The 15,642-nt window shown below is 38.9% G+C and carries 14 protein-coding genes; 6 read left to right on the forward strand and 8 right to left on the reverse strand.

Going from position 1 to position 15,642, the window contains the following annotated elements:
* From CIG1485E_RS08525 to CIG1485E_RS08545, 5 genes are read right to left on the reverse strand one after another with little or no spacing between them, the layout of a single operon-like run.
* Positions 1 to 765 (reverse strand): pseudouridine synthase, encoded by a 765-nt coding sequence (locus tag CIG1485E_RS08525; protein ID WP_038455425.1) that lies wholly within the window; start codon positions 763 to 765, stop codon positions 1 to 3.
* A complete protein-coding gene (locus tag CIG1485E_RS08530; RefSeq protein ID WP_038455426.1) occupies positions 766 to 1,719 on the reverse strand; it encodes a KpsF/GutQ family sugar-phosphate isomerase in 954 nt (317 codons plus the stop codon).
* Between the two features lie 23 nt (positions 1,720 to 1,742).
* Positions 1,743 to 3,728: a ribonuclease J gene (locus tag CIG1485E_RS08535; protein WP_038455427.1), complete on the reverse strand. Its 1,986-nt coding sequence runs from the start codon at positions 3,726 to 3,728 to the stop codon at positions 1,743 to 1,745.
* Positions 3,676 to 4,503: a 16S rRNA (adenine(1518)-N(6)/adenine(1519)-N(6))-dimethyltransferase RsmA gene (gene rsmA / locus CIG1485E_RS08540; RefSeq protein ID WP_038455428.1), complete on the reverse strand. Its 828-nt coding sequence runs from the start codon at positions 4,501 to 4,503 to the stop codon at positions 3,676 to 3,678. Before rsmA ends, CIG1485E_RS08535 begins: the two co-directional genes overlap by 53 nt.
* A 40-nt stretch (positions 4,504 to 4,543) precedes the next feature.
* On the reverse strand, positions 4,544 to 5,764 hold the full coding sequence (locus CIG1485E_RS08545) for an MFS transporter (protein WP_038455430.1): 1,221 nt from the start codon (positions 5,762 to 5,764) through the stop codon (positions 4,544 to 4,546).
* 107 nt (positions 5,765 to 5,871) lie between these two features.
* Between CIG1485E_RS08545 and hisF the strand changes: the two genes are divergently transcribed.
* Genes hisF through rlmN form a run of 3 tightly spaced genes read left to right on the forward strand, consistent with a single transcriptional unit; the run spans position 5,872 to position 8,218 of the window.
* Positions 5,872 to 6,630 (forward strand): imidazole glycerol phosphate synthase subunit HisF, encoded by a 759-nt coding sequence (hisF, locus tag CIG1485E_RS08550; RefSeq protein ID WP_038455431.1) that lies wholly within the window; start codon positions 5,872 to 5,874, stop codon positions 6,628 to 6,630.
* The gene (locus tag CIG1485E_RS08555) at positions 6,627 to 7,145 is read left to right on the forward strand and encodes a nucleoside phosphorylase-I family protein (RefSeq protein ID WP_038455432.1); all 519 of its coding nucleotides are present in this window, start codon (positions 6,627 to 6,629) and stop codon (positions 7,143 to 7,145) included. The genes hisF and CIG1485E_RS08555 overlap by 4 nt, the downstream gene beginning before the upstream one ends.
* On the forward strand, positions 7,142 to 8,218 hold the full coding sequence (rlmN, locus tag CIG1485E_RS08560) for a 23S rRNA (adenine(2503)-C(2))-methyltransferase RlmN (RefSeq protein ID WP_038455434.1): 1,077 nt from the start codon (positions 7,142 to 7,144) through the stop codon (positions 8,216 to 8,218). Before CIG1485E_RS08555 ends, rlmN begins: the two co-directional genes overlap by 4 nt.
* A gap of 91 nt (positions 8,219 to 8,309) precedes the next feature.
* On the opposite strand, the gene CIG1485E_RS08565 is transcribed toward rlmN, so the two are convergent.
* Positions 8,310 to 9,272 carry a pseudouridine synthase family protein gene (locus CIG1485E_RS08565; RefSeq protein ID WP_038455436.1) on the reverse strand — a complete coding sequence of 321 codons (963 nt, stop codon included), beginning with the start codon at positions 9,270 to 9,272 and terminating at the stop codon, positions 8,310 to 8,312.
* A gap of 80 nt (positions 9,273 to 9,352) precedes the next feature.
* Between CIG1485E_RS08565 and purB the strand changes: the two genes are divergently transcribed.
* The 3 genes from purB (at position 9,353) to CIG1485E_RS08580 (ending at position 14,776) form a co-directional block, all read left to right on the forward strand.
* Positions 9,353 to 10,681 carry an adenylosuccinate lyase gene (gene purB, locus CIG1485E_RS08570; protein ID WP_038455437.1) on the forward strand — a complete coding sequence of 443 codons (1,329 nt, stop codon included), beginning with the start codon at positions 9,353 to 9,355 and terminating at the stop codon, positions 10,679 to 10,681.
* 69 nt (positions 10,682 to 10,750) lie between these two features.
* Positions 10,751 to 13,126 (forward strand): ribonucleoside-diphosphate reductase subunit alpha, encoded by a 2,376-nt coding sequence (locus CIG1485E_RS08575; RefSeq protein ID WP_038455754.1) that lies wholly within the window; start codon positions 10,751 to 10,753, stop codon positions 13,124 to 13,126.
* 183 nt (positions 13,127 to 13,309) lie between these two features.
* Positions 13,310 to 14,776 (forward strand): amino acid permease, encoded by a 1,467-nt coding sequence (locus tag CIG1485E_RS08580; protein WP_038455438.1) that lies wholly within the window; start codon positions 13,310 to 13,312, stop codon positions 14,774 to 14,776.
* Positions 14,777 to 14,801: 25 nt separating this feature from the next.
* Here CIG1485E_RS08580 and CIG1485E_RS09475 read toward each other — a convergent pair whose 3' ends face one another.
* Together CIG1485E_RS09475 and ruvC are read right to left on the reverse strand one after the other, a co-directional pair.
* Positions 14,802 to 15,011, reverse strand: coding sequence for a hypothetical protein (locus CIG1485E_RS09475; protein WP_158336123.1), 210 nt, complete (start codon positions 15,009 to 15,011; stop codon positions 14,802 to 14,804).
* Positions 15,001 to 15,468, reverse strand: coding sequence for a crossover junction endodeoxyribonuclease RuvC (gene ruvC / locus CIG1485E_RS08585; protein WP_038455440.1), 468 nt, complete (start codon positions 15,466 to 15,468; stop codon positions 15,001 to 15,003). Before ruvC ends, CIG1485E_RS09475 begins: the two co-directional genes overlap by 11 nt.
* Between the last annotated feature and the right edge of the window lie 174 nt (positions 15,469 to 15,642).

A 15,642-nucleotide genomic window follows, 5' to 3' on the forward strand; every position in this document is an offset into this window, starting at 1 on the left:
TTAGTACCTTACATTATTTTGCTTTAGAAAATCCCTTAAATCATCATATTCGCTATTTGTGAAGTATCGCCATTTGCCATCGCCAAGCTGATCTAGGCTAACACGCCCGAAACTAACGCGTTTTAGATCCATAACCTCAAGGTCAAAATATCCAAAAAATCTTCTAAGTTCCCTATTTTGTCCTTCGTTTATAATGACTCTTAGTCTTGTATATCCGCCACTTTGTGAGATGACTTTGTATGCTAAAAATGGCTTAAATTCCATAGAAATTTGCTTGGTTTTAGCGTGAGCGCCTTTTGTAGCGTCTTTAGCGAAAAATCCCTCTTGCATAGCCGCGATGACTGGCTCAGTGATCTCGCCTTTGACTTTTAGGTAGTATTCACGCTCGATATCGCTACTCATCAAAGCCTCAGCAATAGCTGGAGCATCAGTGAGCAGCAGCAGACCCTCACTGGCAAAATCCAGCCTGCCAATGCTGATAAATTTAGATAGCCCGCGAGGCAAATTATCATATATTGTTTTCCTGCCACGATCATCACGTTTGGTTACTAACTCGCCTTTTTGTTTGTTATAAACAATTACGCTAAATTCTTTTTTTAGTTTTATGAGTTTTTGACCTATTTTGACCTTGTCACCGTCATTTACTTCGGTTGCAAGATTTTCTACTACCTTGTTATTTATGCTAACTTTTTTGTCTTTTACTAACTCATCTGCTTCACGGCGTGAGTAGTTAGTGTTATGAGAGATAAATTTATTTATACGCATTTATAGTCCTAAGCTTGTTAAGTCGTGGATGTGTAAAGCACCGATTGGCCTTTTGTCTTTTGTCACGACTAGGATTTGGATTTTATACTCTTCGATGAGTTTTAAAGCTTCATAAGCTAACAAATTTTCGTTATCCAGCACTCTTGGATTTTTGGTTGCATAGCTAATCGCGTTAGCATTTATGTCAAAATTTGGCTCACCAAGAGCGCGTCTAAGGTCGCCATCGCTAAGAACTGCTACTAACTCACCGCTTTTATCTGTTAGTAAAACAGTACCAAGTTTGCCATGAGTCATCGTATCTATAGCAAATTTCAAGCTAACATCATCACTAACAATAGGTAAATTTTCTTTTCTCATTACATCGCTAACTTTAAGGTATAAGCGTTTGCCAAGACTTCCACCTGGATGAAACATAGCAAAATCCTCTTTTTGGAAGTTTCTTAGCTTCATCAAGCAAACCGCCAAAGCATCGCCAAGAGCTAAGGTAAGCGTGGTAGAAACTGTAGGCGCTGCTCCTAAAGGACAAGCTTCTTTGAGTATATCAAGGCTCATAAACTCATCGCTCAAATGGTGCAGACTTGAGCCGCTTTTTGCCATACCGATGATTTTTATCCCACGTCTTTTTATATGAGGCAAAATAGCTAGCAGTTCGCTACTTTCCCCACTAAAACTAATGGCTAGCACAGTATCGCTAGTGCTTATCATACCAAGATCGCCGTGCAAAGCTTCAGTAGGATGCAAGAAAAAGCTAGGCGTGCCAGTGCTTGCTAGAGTTGCAGCGATTTTGGCTGCTATATGACCGCTTTTGCCAACTCCAGTTATGATGAGCTTACCTTTGCACTTAAAAGCTAGCTCCACGGCTTTTTGAAATTTATCATCAAGCAAATTTGCCTGTCTATTTAGCTCATTTGCTTCTAAATTTAGCACATCTTTTGCGATAGCGATAATATCCATAGTTTTCTCCGTTAAATTTGATATTACATTAAGTACACAACAGGGACGATTGTTGGGTATTTTTTGATTTTTCTAAATATATGCTTTCTGATAACTTGTCTGATTTGGTTTTCTAAGGCTCTTGGATCGTGTAAAAGCTCATCTTTTACGTTACTTAAAAACTGTAAAAGCACCTCTTCCATCTCTTTGCTTAGATTTTTGCTCTGCCTTTCGCTCACAAGACCATGGCTTATGACGCGGTTTTGGATAAGTTTTTTAGCATTTTTATCTATTTGAGCGATGATAGTTACCACTCCAGCTTCAGCTAGTTTTTGGCGATCTATGACGACATCGTCGCTGATTTGTTTGTTGATTTGATTATCTATAAATACCTTACCAGTTTTTACTGTTTTTACTCTTTTAATATATTTTTGGCAGATTTCTATCTGATCACCATCACTCATAAGATATACATTTCTCTCATCAACCCCGCACGCCAAAGCTGTTTCTTTGTGGCGAACGATGTGGTTATACTCTCCATGAACTGGCAAGAAAAATTTAGGCTTGATAAGGCGTATCATAAGCTTTTGCTCTTCTTGTGCTGCGTGACCACTGACGTGGATTTCGCTGAAGTCTTGATGAGCTACGCTTGCTCCACTTTTTAGTAAAAAATTTAAAACAGTAGAAACGCTTGTTTCATTGCCTGGGATTGCTTTTGAGCTGATTATGATCTGATCTGTTGGTTTAATTTTGATATATTTATGCTCATCAGTCGCCATGCGGTAAAGCGCACTCATAGTCTCGCCTTGACTTCCAGTAGTCACGATTAAGACCTCATTGTCTGGGTATTTTCCGACTTCATTTGCGTCGATAAATATCTTTTTGTCTAAGCCTACATATCCAAGCTCGATAGCAGTCCAGAGGTTTCTCTCCATGCTTCTGCCTATTACACAGACTTTTCTGCCATGTTTGATACCACGCTCGATAGCTTGATAAACACGGTGGATATTTGAGCTAAATGTGCTCATGATAACCCTACCTTTTGCAGTGGCAAATATGCTATCAAATGTCTTTCCTACGCTGCTTTCACTCTTTGTGATACCCTCTTTATAGCTATTTGTAGAGTCGCTCATCATACACAAAACGCCCTTTTCGCCATAATACGCAAGGCGGTTTAGATCTGTCGGATAGCCATCGATTGGAGTGTGATCTATCTTGAAATCGCCTGTGTGAAGTATCGTTCCAGCTTTTGTAGTGATAGCTAAAGCACTTGCATCAATGATAGAGTGAGTTATATGTATAAGCTCGATTTCAAAGTCGCCAAGCTCGTAAATTTTGCGTTTTTCTATCGGGCGGAAGTAGCTGCGATATGATTTTAAGCCATGTTCTTCAAATTTGTTACTTATCATTCCTAGTGGAAGTGGAGTAGCATAAAGCGGGAATTGAAATTCTTTGAAAAAATACGGCACAGCTCCGATGTGGTCTTCGTGAGCGTGAGTGATGATGATACCACGGATTTTTTGTTTGATTTTGCGAACATAATCAAAATCTGGTATCAAAATATCAACCCCGTGCATGCTCTCGCTTGGAAAACTCATACCGATATCTACTATAATAGCGTCGTTTTCGGTCTCAAATACGGTCATATTCGCACCGATTTCGCCAAGCCCACCAAGTGGAGTTACTCTGATTTTATGCTCGCTTGAACTTAGGTATTTTAGTGGATTTAGTCTTAGCTCGTGGCTTGCTTTGTTTGCCTCTATTGCGGCTTTCATATCCTTTTGCCAGTCTTCATTACCACTGATTTTTACTGTTGGATTGTTCGTTTTGTGTCTGCGTTTTTTAGGTTTTGGAGCTTCTTTGTTTTCGCCATTTTGATTAGTTTGGGCGTTTTGAGTTGCCTCTTCTTCGCCTGTTTTGACCTGTTTTTTTAGATTATCTCTATGATTTTTGTATCTGCGTCTTTTATTTGGTTTTTCACTCGTAACTGATTTTTCCGCAACTGATTTTTCTTTGTTCTCTTCGTTCATTTGTAGCCTCTTTAAATATTTTTAAATATAAGGCGACACTAAGCTCGTGGGGTCTGATAGTCGGATTTAGTTCAAATTTAGCAAACAAATTTTCTAACATTTCTTTGCTTTGCAAGCTAGACAGATTTTTTAGAAGTGTCTTTCTAGGAGCGCTAAACGCTGCTTTTAGAAAGTTTTTGAACTCTGCGTAATCTAGATCTAAACTCAAATCCATATCTTTAACAAGTCTTATGACTGAAGAGACGACTTTTGGTGGCGGGTTAAAAGCAGTGCTTGGCACATCAAAAAGCAACTCACATTTGCCTTTTAACGCTGCTAAAATAGCCAAAGAGCTAAACTCTTTATCCCTGTCTTTTGCACTAAATTTGATGGCAACTTCTTTTTGTATCATCACCACCAAGCCCTTGCAGTTTGGATCATCTATAGCTTTTAATATCATATTTGTCGCAACATAATATGGCAAATTCGCTACCAAAAAATACTCACTGCTGCTTATCTTATCCCAAGCATTCAAAGCATCGCAATTGCTTATGCTTAGCTTTTTGCTTGATATCTCATCTTGAAATTTATCTACTAAAATTTCATAGAGTTCGCCATCTATCTCAAAGCAGTCTATTTGACTGTTAGTTTTAACAAGCTTTTGTGTTAAATCACCTAAGCCAGGCCCAATCTCAACTATACGTTTTACACCATTGGGAATCGATTCGATGATTTTGTTTTTGATGCTTTCATCTTGCAAAAAATTTTGACCAAATTTTTTCTTCGCTTTTATCATCTTGGGATAGTAGCCAAATTTGACTTATAAACGCATAAATTTAGCCTTTAAATTTAAGATAAAAACTCTTGAAAATCCACCAAAATATAAGCAAAACATAGATTATGACTCCACATATCACAAGTGACATTCCAGCGCCAAATTTATTTGCTAAAAACCCAGCAAAAACCGCACCAAATGGCGTAGAACCTAAGAAAAATAAGGTGTAAATACTCATCACTCGCCCACGAAATGCTTGGAATGAGTTGAGCTGGAGAAGTGAGTTTATCGTAGAAACGCATATCATAAAGCTAAATCCAGTCAAGGCTAAAAACATTCCAGCAAGGATAAAATTCGGGCTAAGTCCGATCAAAATCAAAAATGTCGCTGGGACAAAAGGCATAAATTTGACCGTTTTGTAGCTGATATTTTTGCTCGTAAATGCCACCCACAAAGCACCAAGGAACGATCCCACACCAAGTGCTGCCATAAGATAGCCAAATGTCTGCTCATTTCCACCATTAAATTTACTAAGAGCAGAAATCGTCACATTATAGTTTGGCAAAAACGTCCCGACGATCAAAATCACGATAAGCGGACTAAGCAAAATCTCACGCTTTTTGATGTAATGGATGCCTGAAATTATGGATTGTAAGACATTTTCTTTGTGTTTATTTAGCTTTGATGGGCTGTGTTTGATGAAAAATAAGCTTATCAAAATAGCCAAAAATGAAAATGAATTGGCAAAAAAACATGCCGCAAGACCAAATTTAAACATAACAATTCCAGCCAAAGTAGGACCAACAAAACGAGCCGTATTCACTGACATTGAGTTTAGCGCCACGGCGTTTGGAATATCACTTTTATCGTCTATTAGCTCATACAAAAACGACTGCCTACAAGGCGCGTCAAGGCAGTTAAAAATGCCGGTGATAAACGCTAAAATCAAAATCACAGGATATGAAGCAAAGCCAAAAATAATACTAAGCCCAAAGATAAGCGAAGTTAGGCAAAGCCCAGTTTGGGCGATTTTGAGTATGAATTTTTTGTCTTTTCTATCTAGCAAAACCCCACTAAAAAGCGAAAAAACAAGCATCGGAACGAACTGCACCGCAGCCACAAGTCCGACCAAAGTCGCGTCATTTGTGACTTCTAAAGCCAGCCACGGCTGAGCGATATTTTGCATCCAAGTGCCACTTTGGGATATAACCATACCGATCCAGTATAGTCTAAAATTTGGATATTTCAGTGCTTTTAACGGGTTTGTAAATTTTCTTGACACATTTGCTTCTTATGATTTTTGATATATTGTATCAAATTTAGTTTAACAAACTAATTAAGTAATTTCTATAGACTTTTATAGTAAAATCCAAATAAAAAAGAGTTTTTATGGATAAATTTGCAAAACGCATAATTCCTTGTCTTGATGTGAATAACGGCCGCGTTGTAAAAGGCGTAAATTTTGTAGAGTTAAAAGACGCCGGAGATCCAGTAGAAGTCGCTCGCCGCTACAATGATGAAGGTGCAGATGAGCTTTGTTTTTTGGATATCACTGCAAGTAGTGATGGCAGAGATACCATCGTGCATGTGGTCGAACAAGTCGCCAAAGAGCTTTTTATCCCACTTACTGTGGGCGGTGGGATAAGAAAACTTGATGATATTTCCAAGCTTTTAAACGTGGGTTGCGATAAGGTTAGCCTAAATAGCTCGGCAGTTCATAATCCAAATTTGATAAATGAAGCAGCGAATAAATTTGGCTCACAATGCGTAGTCGTCGCAATCGATGTAAAAAAAGTCGATAAGAGCTATCACGTTTTTATAAATGGTGGCAGAGTCGATACTGGGCTTGACGCTTACGAATGGGCGAAAAAAGTCTATGAGCTAGGCGCTGGAGAGATACTACTAACCTCGATGAATACAGATGGCACAAAGTCTGGCTATGACCTTGAAGTCACAAGTAAAATAGCCGCTCTTGTAGGCATTCCAGTCATCGCAAGTGGTGGCGCTGGGACAATGGAGCATATACTTGAAGCGTTCAAATCTGGAGCCGACGCAGCACTAGCGGCAAGCATATTTCACTACAAAGAGATAGAGATCAAAGCGTTAAAAGAGTTTTTGAGGGCTAATGGCATCGGAGTTAGGCTTTGATAGTTTGCGCTGGGGACGTGGAAAGCTTCGCGTGGGCTACGCCTATAGGCATAGGACTTGTGAACTCAGCTATAAATTTAACTAACATTCTAACAAAAAATCCTACTAACGAGTTAGTGTTTGTCGGGACTTGTGGGCTATATAAAGACGGAGAGATTTTGGAAATTTACGAGAGTAAAACGGCTGTAAATTACGAAATAAGTAGGCTTTTGGATTTAGCTTATTCGCCTTTGAAAATGCCAAATGTTTCTTGTGAAACATTAGTAACCAACTCATCAAATTTTATCACGATAGATAAAATCGCCGCTCATAAATTTAGCCAAATGGGGCTTTTTATGGAAAATATGGAGCTATTTTCTGTCCTTGAAGTGGCGAAATTTTTTGATATTCCAGCTCGTGGGATTTTGTGTGCGACAAATTTTTGTGATGAATTTGCCCACGAAAACTTCATCAAAAATCACAAACAAGCAAAAATAAATTTAGAAAAATACATAAAAGAAAGAGAAATTATATGAGAAATTTACTAGACCTAACACAAGATGAGTTAGCAAATTTCGTCCAACCAAAATTTAGAACTAAGCAAATTTATGAGTGGCTATACAAAAAAAATGCTAGAAGTTTTGATGAGATGACTAACATTTCAAAAGATGTTAGAGAGCAGTTGAAAAGCGAATTTTACCTTGATCCACTAACATGCGTTAGAAGTGAAGTTAGTAAAGATGGTAGCGTAAAATACCTTTTTAAGCTAACAGATGGTAAGACTGTTGAGAGCGTTTTGTTACCGATGAAAGAGGAACTAACAAACGAAGATGGCGAAGTAGAAAGACACGCTCGTTATACGATTTGCGTTAGCTCACAAGTGGGGTGTAAAATGGGCTGTAGCTTCTGTCTGACTGCAAAAGGTGGGTTTGTTAGAAACCTTAGCGCCGGAGAGATTGTGGGTCAAATTTTGTGGATAAAAAGAGAGAATAACATACCTTATGAACGTCGTGTAAATGTCGTATATATGGGTATGGGCGAGCCACTTGATAATCTTGCTAACGTTAGCAAAGCTGTTAGTATCTTAAAAGATAATGATGGGCTTGCGATCGGAGCTAGACGCCAGACTATCAGCACAAGCGGACTTGCAAGTCAGATCAAAAAACTTGGTGATCTAGATCTTGGCGTGCTTCTAGCTATTTCACTTCACGCCGTGACTGATGAGCTTAGAGCAAAACTCATGCCGATAAACAAAGCCTACAACATCGCTGCCGTGATGGACGCCGTAAGAGCGTTTCCGATTGATATGCGAAAGAGAGTGATGTTTGAATATCTCATAATGGACAAGGTCAATGACAACATCAGCGATGCGAAAGCCTTGGTAAAACTTCTTCACGGCATAAAAGCTAAGGTAAATTTGATACTTTTCAATCCACACGAAGGCAGCGAATATCAAAGACCAAGCATAGAAAATGTGACTAAATTTAAAGAGTATTTGCAAAACCACGGCGTGACTTGCACTATCCGCCAAAGCAAAGGTTTAGACATAAGTGCGGCTTGTGGCCAACTAAAAGAGAGAAGCAAAGGAGTAGAAAATGACAGCGCTTGATATAGCTGAGCTGATTTTTATAGGTATAGTTGTCGTTTTGGGATTTGGACTTTTTATCAAAGTTCTTTTGAGTGAGAAAGATTAATCTCTTTTAGCAATTTACCAAATCAAATTTAGCCTTTGATTTAACTTCGTAAATTTGACCCTTATACTCAAATTTAATCATATTAGAATGGAGCATTAGCCTTGATGCTCCAGTTATTTTTCGCCTTTCATTCTCACTCATCATACCGTCTAAAATCTGCTCGACATGAAATTTATCCAAGCCATAAAGTGGATCACCCAAGATTTTATGTTTCACATGGAACAAATGCAAGCGAATCTGATGTTGCCTTCCAGTCAGAGGATAGCACTCCACAAGGCTGATATCGCCAATCTCATCGTATTTTAAAAGCCGCACGACAGTCACAGCTCTTTTGCCATTTTCACAGATTTGCATTCTAGTTTTGACATCGTCATAATTCCTTGTAATATCCATATTTTTATCTATCACGAAGCCATCTAAATTTCCAAAAATCTCAGCCTTATCCTTGAACTCTTCAAAATTATTAATACCAAATTTCTTCAGCCCTGCTCCGTCAAATTTACCGCCCACAAAAGCCAAATAACTCTTAGCCACCACCCTATTTTCAAAAGCCGCCTTTAGCTCCACGGCTGATTTTGGATTTTTCGCCACGACGATAACTCCACTAGTCTCACGGTCAAGCCTATGAGCCACGCAAGCACCCCTGCCCCACAAGCTCCAAATCTCATCACACAGACTATACTCGCAGTTTCTACCATTTGGATGAGCCAAAACCCCGCTTGGCTTGTCAAACACACCAAACTCATCACACTCAAAAATCGGCTTTAATCCCCTTGGCTCACACTCATAATCTATAAAATAAGCCTCCCCACAAACTAGATCATTTTTGGCAAAAACCACGCCATCTCCGACTAATCTACCCTTGTCACAAAGCCTTTGAGCCTCTCTCATCTCGTAGCCTAAATTTAATAAAATTTTATATGCTTTTTCGCCAGAAAAATATCCTAATTTAAACTTTTTATAAGCCATTTATAACCAACTTTTCAGCCTTATTTTTGTATAATTCATACCTTAAAATTATACAAAAATTATTATTAAAAAGGCTGGAAATGGTAGAGAGATACGCTAGAAAAGTCATGAGTGACAAATGGACTGTACAAGCAAAATACGATGCTTGGCTAAAGGTTGAATTAGCAGCTGTGAAAGCTTGGAATAAGCTAGGTTTCATACCAAATGACGACTGTCAAAAGATCTGCGATAATGCTAAATTTGACATAGCTCGCATCGATGAGATAGAAAAAACAACAAAACACGATGTTATTGCATTTTTAACTAGCGTTTCTGAGAGCCTTGGCGATGAGAGCCGTTTCGTACATTTTGGTATGACAAGCAGCGATTGTATCGATACTGCTGTCGCTTTGCAGATCAAAGATAGCTTGGATCTTATCCTTGAAGACGTGTCAAATTTAATGGCTGCTTTAAAAACTCGTGCGATGGAGCATAAAAACACTCTTATGGTCGGCAGAAGCCATGGAATCCACGGTGAGCCTATTACTTTTGGGCTTGTCATAGCTATCTGGCATGATGAGATAAAAAGAGCTTATGAGCTTCTACTTCACGCACAAAAAACAATCAGCGTCGGCATGATAAGTGGAGCTATGGGAAACTTCGCTCACGCTCCACTAGAGCTTGAAGAGCTAGTTTGCGAGTATTTGGGTCTAAGTCCAGCACCAGCAAGCAACCAAGTTATCCAAAGAGACAGATACGCTCAAGTCATGAGTGCTTTAGCTATTTTAGCTAGTTCTTGTGAAAAAATCGCTGTCGCAGTTCGTCACTACCAAAGAACAGAAGTTTACGAAGCAGAAGAATACTTCAGCCCAGGTCAAAAAGGCTCAAGCGCTATGCCACACAAAAGAAATCCAGTCCTAAGCGAAAACGTAACTGGACTATGCAGAATGATCCGCAGCTATGCTATGCCAGCTATGGAAAACGTAGCCCTATGGCACGAACGCGACATCAGCCACAGCTCAGTGGAGAGATTTATACTTCCTGATGGATTTATCACTGCTGATTTTATGCTAAATCGCCTTACAAATCTTATCTCAAATTTAGTCGTTTATCCAGAAAATATGATGAAAAATCTAAATTTAACTGGCGGACTTGTATTTTCTCAACGTGTCTTGCTTGAGCTACCAAAACGTGGCGTGAGTCGTGAAGACGCCTACAAAGTCGTCCAAAGAAACGCTATGAAAGTCTGGGCTGACTTGCAAGAAGGCAAAAAAGCAATCGACGAGCAAGGTCACAGCCTATTTTTACAAAATTTACTAAACGATGAAGATCTAAGAGCAAAACTAAGCAACGAAGAGATCAAAGAGTGCTTCGACTACAGCTACTACACCAAAAATGTAGATGGCATTTTTGCTAGAGTATTCAAATAATCCACGCAAAGCCAAATTCGCAAAGATTTGGCTTTTTATATCATAAATTTAAAGGTCACAAATAAAGTCATGAAAGTCATTAAAAGAAACGGTCGAACAGAAGAATTAGACATATCCAAGATAAAAAAATACACCAGCGAAGCAGTTGCGAACTTAGACAACGTCAGCCTAAGCGAGCTTGAAGTCGATGCGAAAATCCAGTTTCGCGACAACATCACAACCGAAGAAATTCAACAAACCTTAATCAAAACCGCAGTCGAAAAAATCGACATAGATCGCCCAAACTGGACTTACGTAGCAGCAAGACTATTTTTATACGATTTGTATCACAAAGCAACTGGATTTAGCGGATATAACACATTAAGGCAATACCTTGAAAAAGGCGAAAAAGCTGGAAGAATACTGCTTGGACTTAAAGAAAAATATGACCTTGACGACCTAAATGCCTATATCAAACCAGAGCGTGACTTGCAATTTACCTATCTTGGTATCAAAACGCTTTATGACCGTTACCTTATCAAAGACAAAGACGCCAAACCTATCGAACTACCACAACACATGTTTATGGCAATTTCTATGTTTTTAGCTCAAAACGAGCTAAACGCACAAGACTGGGCGAAGAAGTTTTACGACCTTATAAGCAAATTTGAAGTCATGCTCGCCACCCCTACTCTAAGCAATGCTAGAACCACACGCCACCAGCTTAGTAGCTGCTATGTAGGAAGTACTCCTGATAATATAGAAGGCATTTTTGATAGTTACAAAGAGATGGCTCTGCTCTCTAAATTTGGTGGTGGAATCGGCTGGGACTGGTGTAAAGTGCGTGCAATGGGCGGCAGCATCGACGGACACAAAAACGCAGCTGGCGGTATCATTCCATTTCTCAAAGTCACAAATGACATCGCAGTCGCAGTCGATCAGCTAGGCACTAGAAAAGGCGCGATCGCTGTTTATATCGAGACTTGGCACATGGATATAAGCGACTTTTTGGATTTGCGTAAAAACTCAGGCGAAGAGCGTCGCAGAGCCCATGAGCTTTTCCCTGCTCTATGGATAAATGATCTATTTATGAAACGCCTTGAGAAAAACGAAAGATGGACGCTTTTTGATCCAGCTGACACAAGCGATCTTTGTGACCTTTATGGTGATGAGTTTGAAAAAAGATACATAGAGTATGAGCAAGACCCAAATATCACAAAAAGTCAAGTGCAGGCAAAAGAGCTTTGGAAGAAAATTTTAACTAATTATTTTGAAACTGGAATGCCGTTTTTGTGCTTCAAAGATAATGCAAACAGAGCCAACCCAAACATACACAAAGGTATCATAAGAAGCTCAAATTTATGCACCGAGATTTTCCAAAATACAGAGCCAAATTACTACCAAACAAAAGTAGTTTTCGCTGATGGAAGTGAGCGACTTTTTGATGAAAATATCGACATTACAGTAGATGGTGGCTACACTAAAAAAGCCAAAAAAATAACCGCACTTGACACTATGGACGGCAAAGAAATCTTCATAGTAGAAAAAGGACTAAAAGAAGGCAAAACCGCAGTTTGTAACCTTGCAAGTGTAAATTTAAGCAAGATAAATACTAAAGAAGATATCGCCAGAGTCGTGCCTATAGCCGTACGAATGCTTGATAACGTAATCGATCTAAACTTCTATCCACACGCAAAAGTCAAGCACACAAACTTAGCCAGCCGTGCAATCGGGCTTGGAGTCATGGGCGAAGCTCAAATGCTAGCCGAAAAACAAATCCCTTGGGGCAGCTACGATCACCTTGAGTTTATAGACAAAGTCATGGAAAACATAAGCTATGAAGTCATACACGCATCAAGCAATCTTGCAGTCGAAAAGGGAATTTACCCTGATTTTGAAGGCTCAAACTGGAGCAAAGGTATCTTCCCAATCGATGTAGCAAACAAAGAAGCAAAAGCACTCATAAACCGCGGTGGGCTTTTCGATGACAATAACTGCGACTGGGAAAAACTAAGAGCCAAAGTCAAAAGCGACGGTATGAGAAACGGCTATCTAATGGCGATCGCACCAACCTCAAGCATAAGCATACTTGTAGGCACAACTCAGACAATCGAACCAGTTTATAAACGCAAATGGTTCGAGCATAATCTCTCTGGTATGATACCTTCAGTCGTGCCAAATTTAAGCCCCGATACATGGCAATACTACACGCCAGCCTATGAACTAGACCAAAAATTACTCATAAAAGCTGGAGCAATCCGCCAAAAATGGATCGATCAAGGTCAAAGTTTAAATATTTTCATGAGCCTAGATAAAGCAAGCGGCGGATATCTAAGTGAAATTTACTCACTAGCTTGGAGGCTTGGAGTCAAATCCACATACTATCTAAGAAGCGAAAGCCCAGACTCAAGCAAGCTTGATAACAAACCAATGGATAGAAGCGTCGAATGCGAGGGTTGTCAATAATTTACTCTGCATAAATTTAAAATCATTTTTATAAAACGAGCTCAAATTTGAGTTCGTTTCCAAACTAATTCAGCTAAATTTTATTTTTTAAATCAAATTTACATCACAAATCAAAGAATTTTATTCAAATTTAGATATAATCAAAGTTTGTCAAAAATAAATTTTATTAAATAAGGAGTTCTTGTGGATAATCTAGAAGAGCACAAACTCAAACGTGGTATGAGCTCACGCCACTTAAATATGATAGCAATCGGTGGCGCTATCGGAACTGGTCTGTTTGTAGCTAGTGGAAACACTATAGCCACAGCTGGTCCTGGCGGCGCACTTTTAGCTTATGCATTAATCGGTTTTATGGTTTATTTACTTATGCAAAGTCTTGGTGAAATGGCTACTTATATGCCTGTTGCTGGTAGTTTTGAAGAGTATGGAACACGTTTTATAAGCCCATCTTTTGGCTTTGCTATTGGGTGGAATTACTGGTTTAACTGGGCTATCACAGTCGCAGCTGAGCTAGTCGCAGCAGCTATAATTATGAAATTTTGGTTTCCAGATGTGCCATCTACTTTGTGGTCTGCCCTATTTTTGAGCGTTATTATTATCATTAATTATTTTAGTTCTGGGGCATTTGGCGAGAGTGAGTTTTGGTTTTCACTTATAAAAGTCGTGGCTGTTATAGCATTTATTGCGCTTGGTTTGGCTATGATTTTTGGTATTATGAATGGTCATACTGGCGGATTTAACAACTGGACTTTAGTAAGCAGTAGTGGTGAGTCGGCTCCTTTTGTTAATGGCTGGTTTGGAATTTTAGCCGTATTTATGGTGGCTGGATTTAGCTTCCAAGGCACTGAGCTAGTAGCTGTCGCAGCTGGTGAGGCAAAAAATCCAGAAAAAAGCATACCAAAAGCTGTAAATGCAATATTTTGGAGAATTTTGCTATTTTATATATTTGCAATTGCGATAATTGGCACTTTAGTTCCTTTTACTGATCCAAATTTACTTAGAAACAACGAAACAGACATCGCTCAAAGCCCATTTACAATGGTATTTGATAGAGCTGGCATTGCCTTTGCAGCTAGCGTGATGAACGCTGTTATTTTCACAGCGATTTTTAGTGCTGGAAACTCTGGGCTTTATTCAAGTACTAGAATGCTCTACGCCCTAGCCCACTCAGGCAAAGCTCCAAAGATATTTGGCAAGACAAATGCTCGTGGCGTTCCTATATACGCTCTTATAGCCACTGCCATCATCGGCGCGGCGTGTTTTTTCACATCATTTATGGGCGATGGATCGGCTTATAGCTGGTTGATAAACGCTTCAGCTCTTGCTGGATTTATCACATGGATGGGAATCGCTTGGGCTCATTATAGATTTAGAAAAGCTTATGTCATACAAGGCAAAGATCCAGCAGATCTGCCATTTCGTGCAAAATGGTATCCTCTTGGACCTATCGTAGCTCTTATAATGTGTGCTATCGTCATCGTGGGGCAAAATTACGAGTCATTTATGCAAGGCAAAGATATGGTTAATTTGCTTACTAGCTATATAGGTTTATATCTGTTTCTTGGTATTTGGTTAGTACATAAGCTCATGACAAAATCCAAGCCTGTCGATCCAAGAAAAGCTGATTTAAGCAGACATCATCATCTATAAATTTAGCCATTTTGGCTAAATTTAATTAGTTTATAGTAACATAGCTGAAGTATTTTTGATGAAATTTGCAAGTTGTGAGTGCAGTGCGAGTGAGAAAATTTATGCTAAAGGCAAAGGCTGTAAATGAGCGTTTGTCGGTATAAATTTGGAGTAAGTCGTAGCAAAGTACAAGCGATACTCTTGCAAATTTCGCAAAAAGACAAAGCCAAAAACAAAGCTCAAATTTACTTAACATTAAAGCTGTGAGTCAAAGCTATCGCTATCGCATCAGTTATATCAAGCGGTTTTATCTCTTTATTTATTCCAAGCATTTTTTTTACCATGAAAGCAACCTGCTCTTTTGCTGCTTTTGCCTTGCCTGTGACTGCTTTTTTGACTTGCAGTGGTGTATATTCGCTAAACTCACCGTGAATTTGAAGTATTTTTAAACTCAAAGCTCCACGAAACTGAGCGAGTTTCAAAACAGTTTTTGGATTATAAGCAAAAAAGATATCTTCTATAGCCACAGCATCTATCTGATGAGATTTAAAGATGAGATCTAGCCCCTCACAAAGCTGAGTGATTTGATACTGCAAACTATCTTGCTTGATTTTGATTAATCCAGCTTCTATTAACGTCTTTTTGTTTCCGACTTTTTCAAGCACTGCATACCCACAATTACGTGTTCCAGGATCTATTCCAAGGATTTTCATCACTACTCTTTCAAGAGTTATTCACACCTTTTTCACTATGTGAATAACTAATATATTTTATTAGATAATATCATAAATTACCATATAAACAAATAAGCTCAAATAGACAAATAATTGATTTTTAATATAATTTTAGGTAGAATAAAGCCTAATTTAAAAATCTAAAGGTAAGTT

The sequence above is a fragment of the Campylobacter iguaniorum genome (assembly GCF_000736415.1).
GTDB classification, from domain to species: domain Bacteria; phylum Campylobacterota; class Campylobacteria; order Campylobacterales; family Campylobacteraceae; genus Campylobacter; species Campylobacter iguaniorum.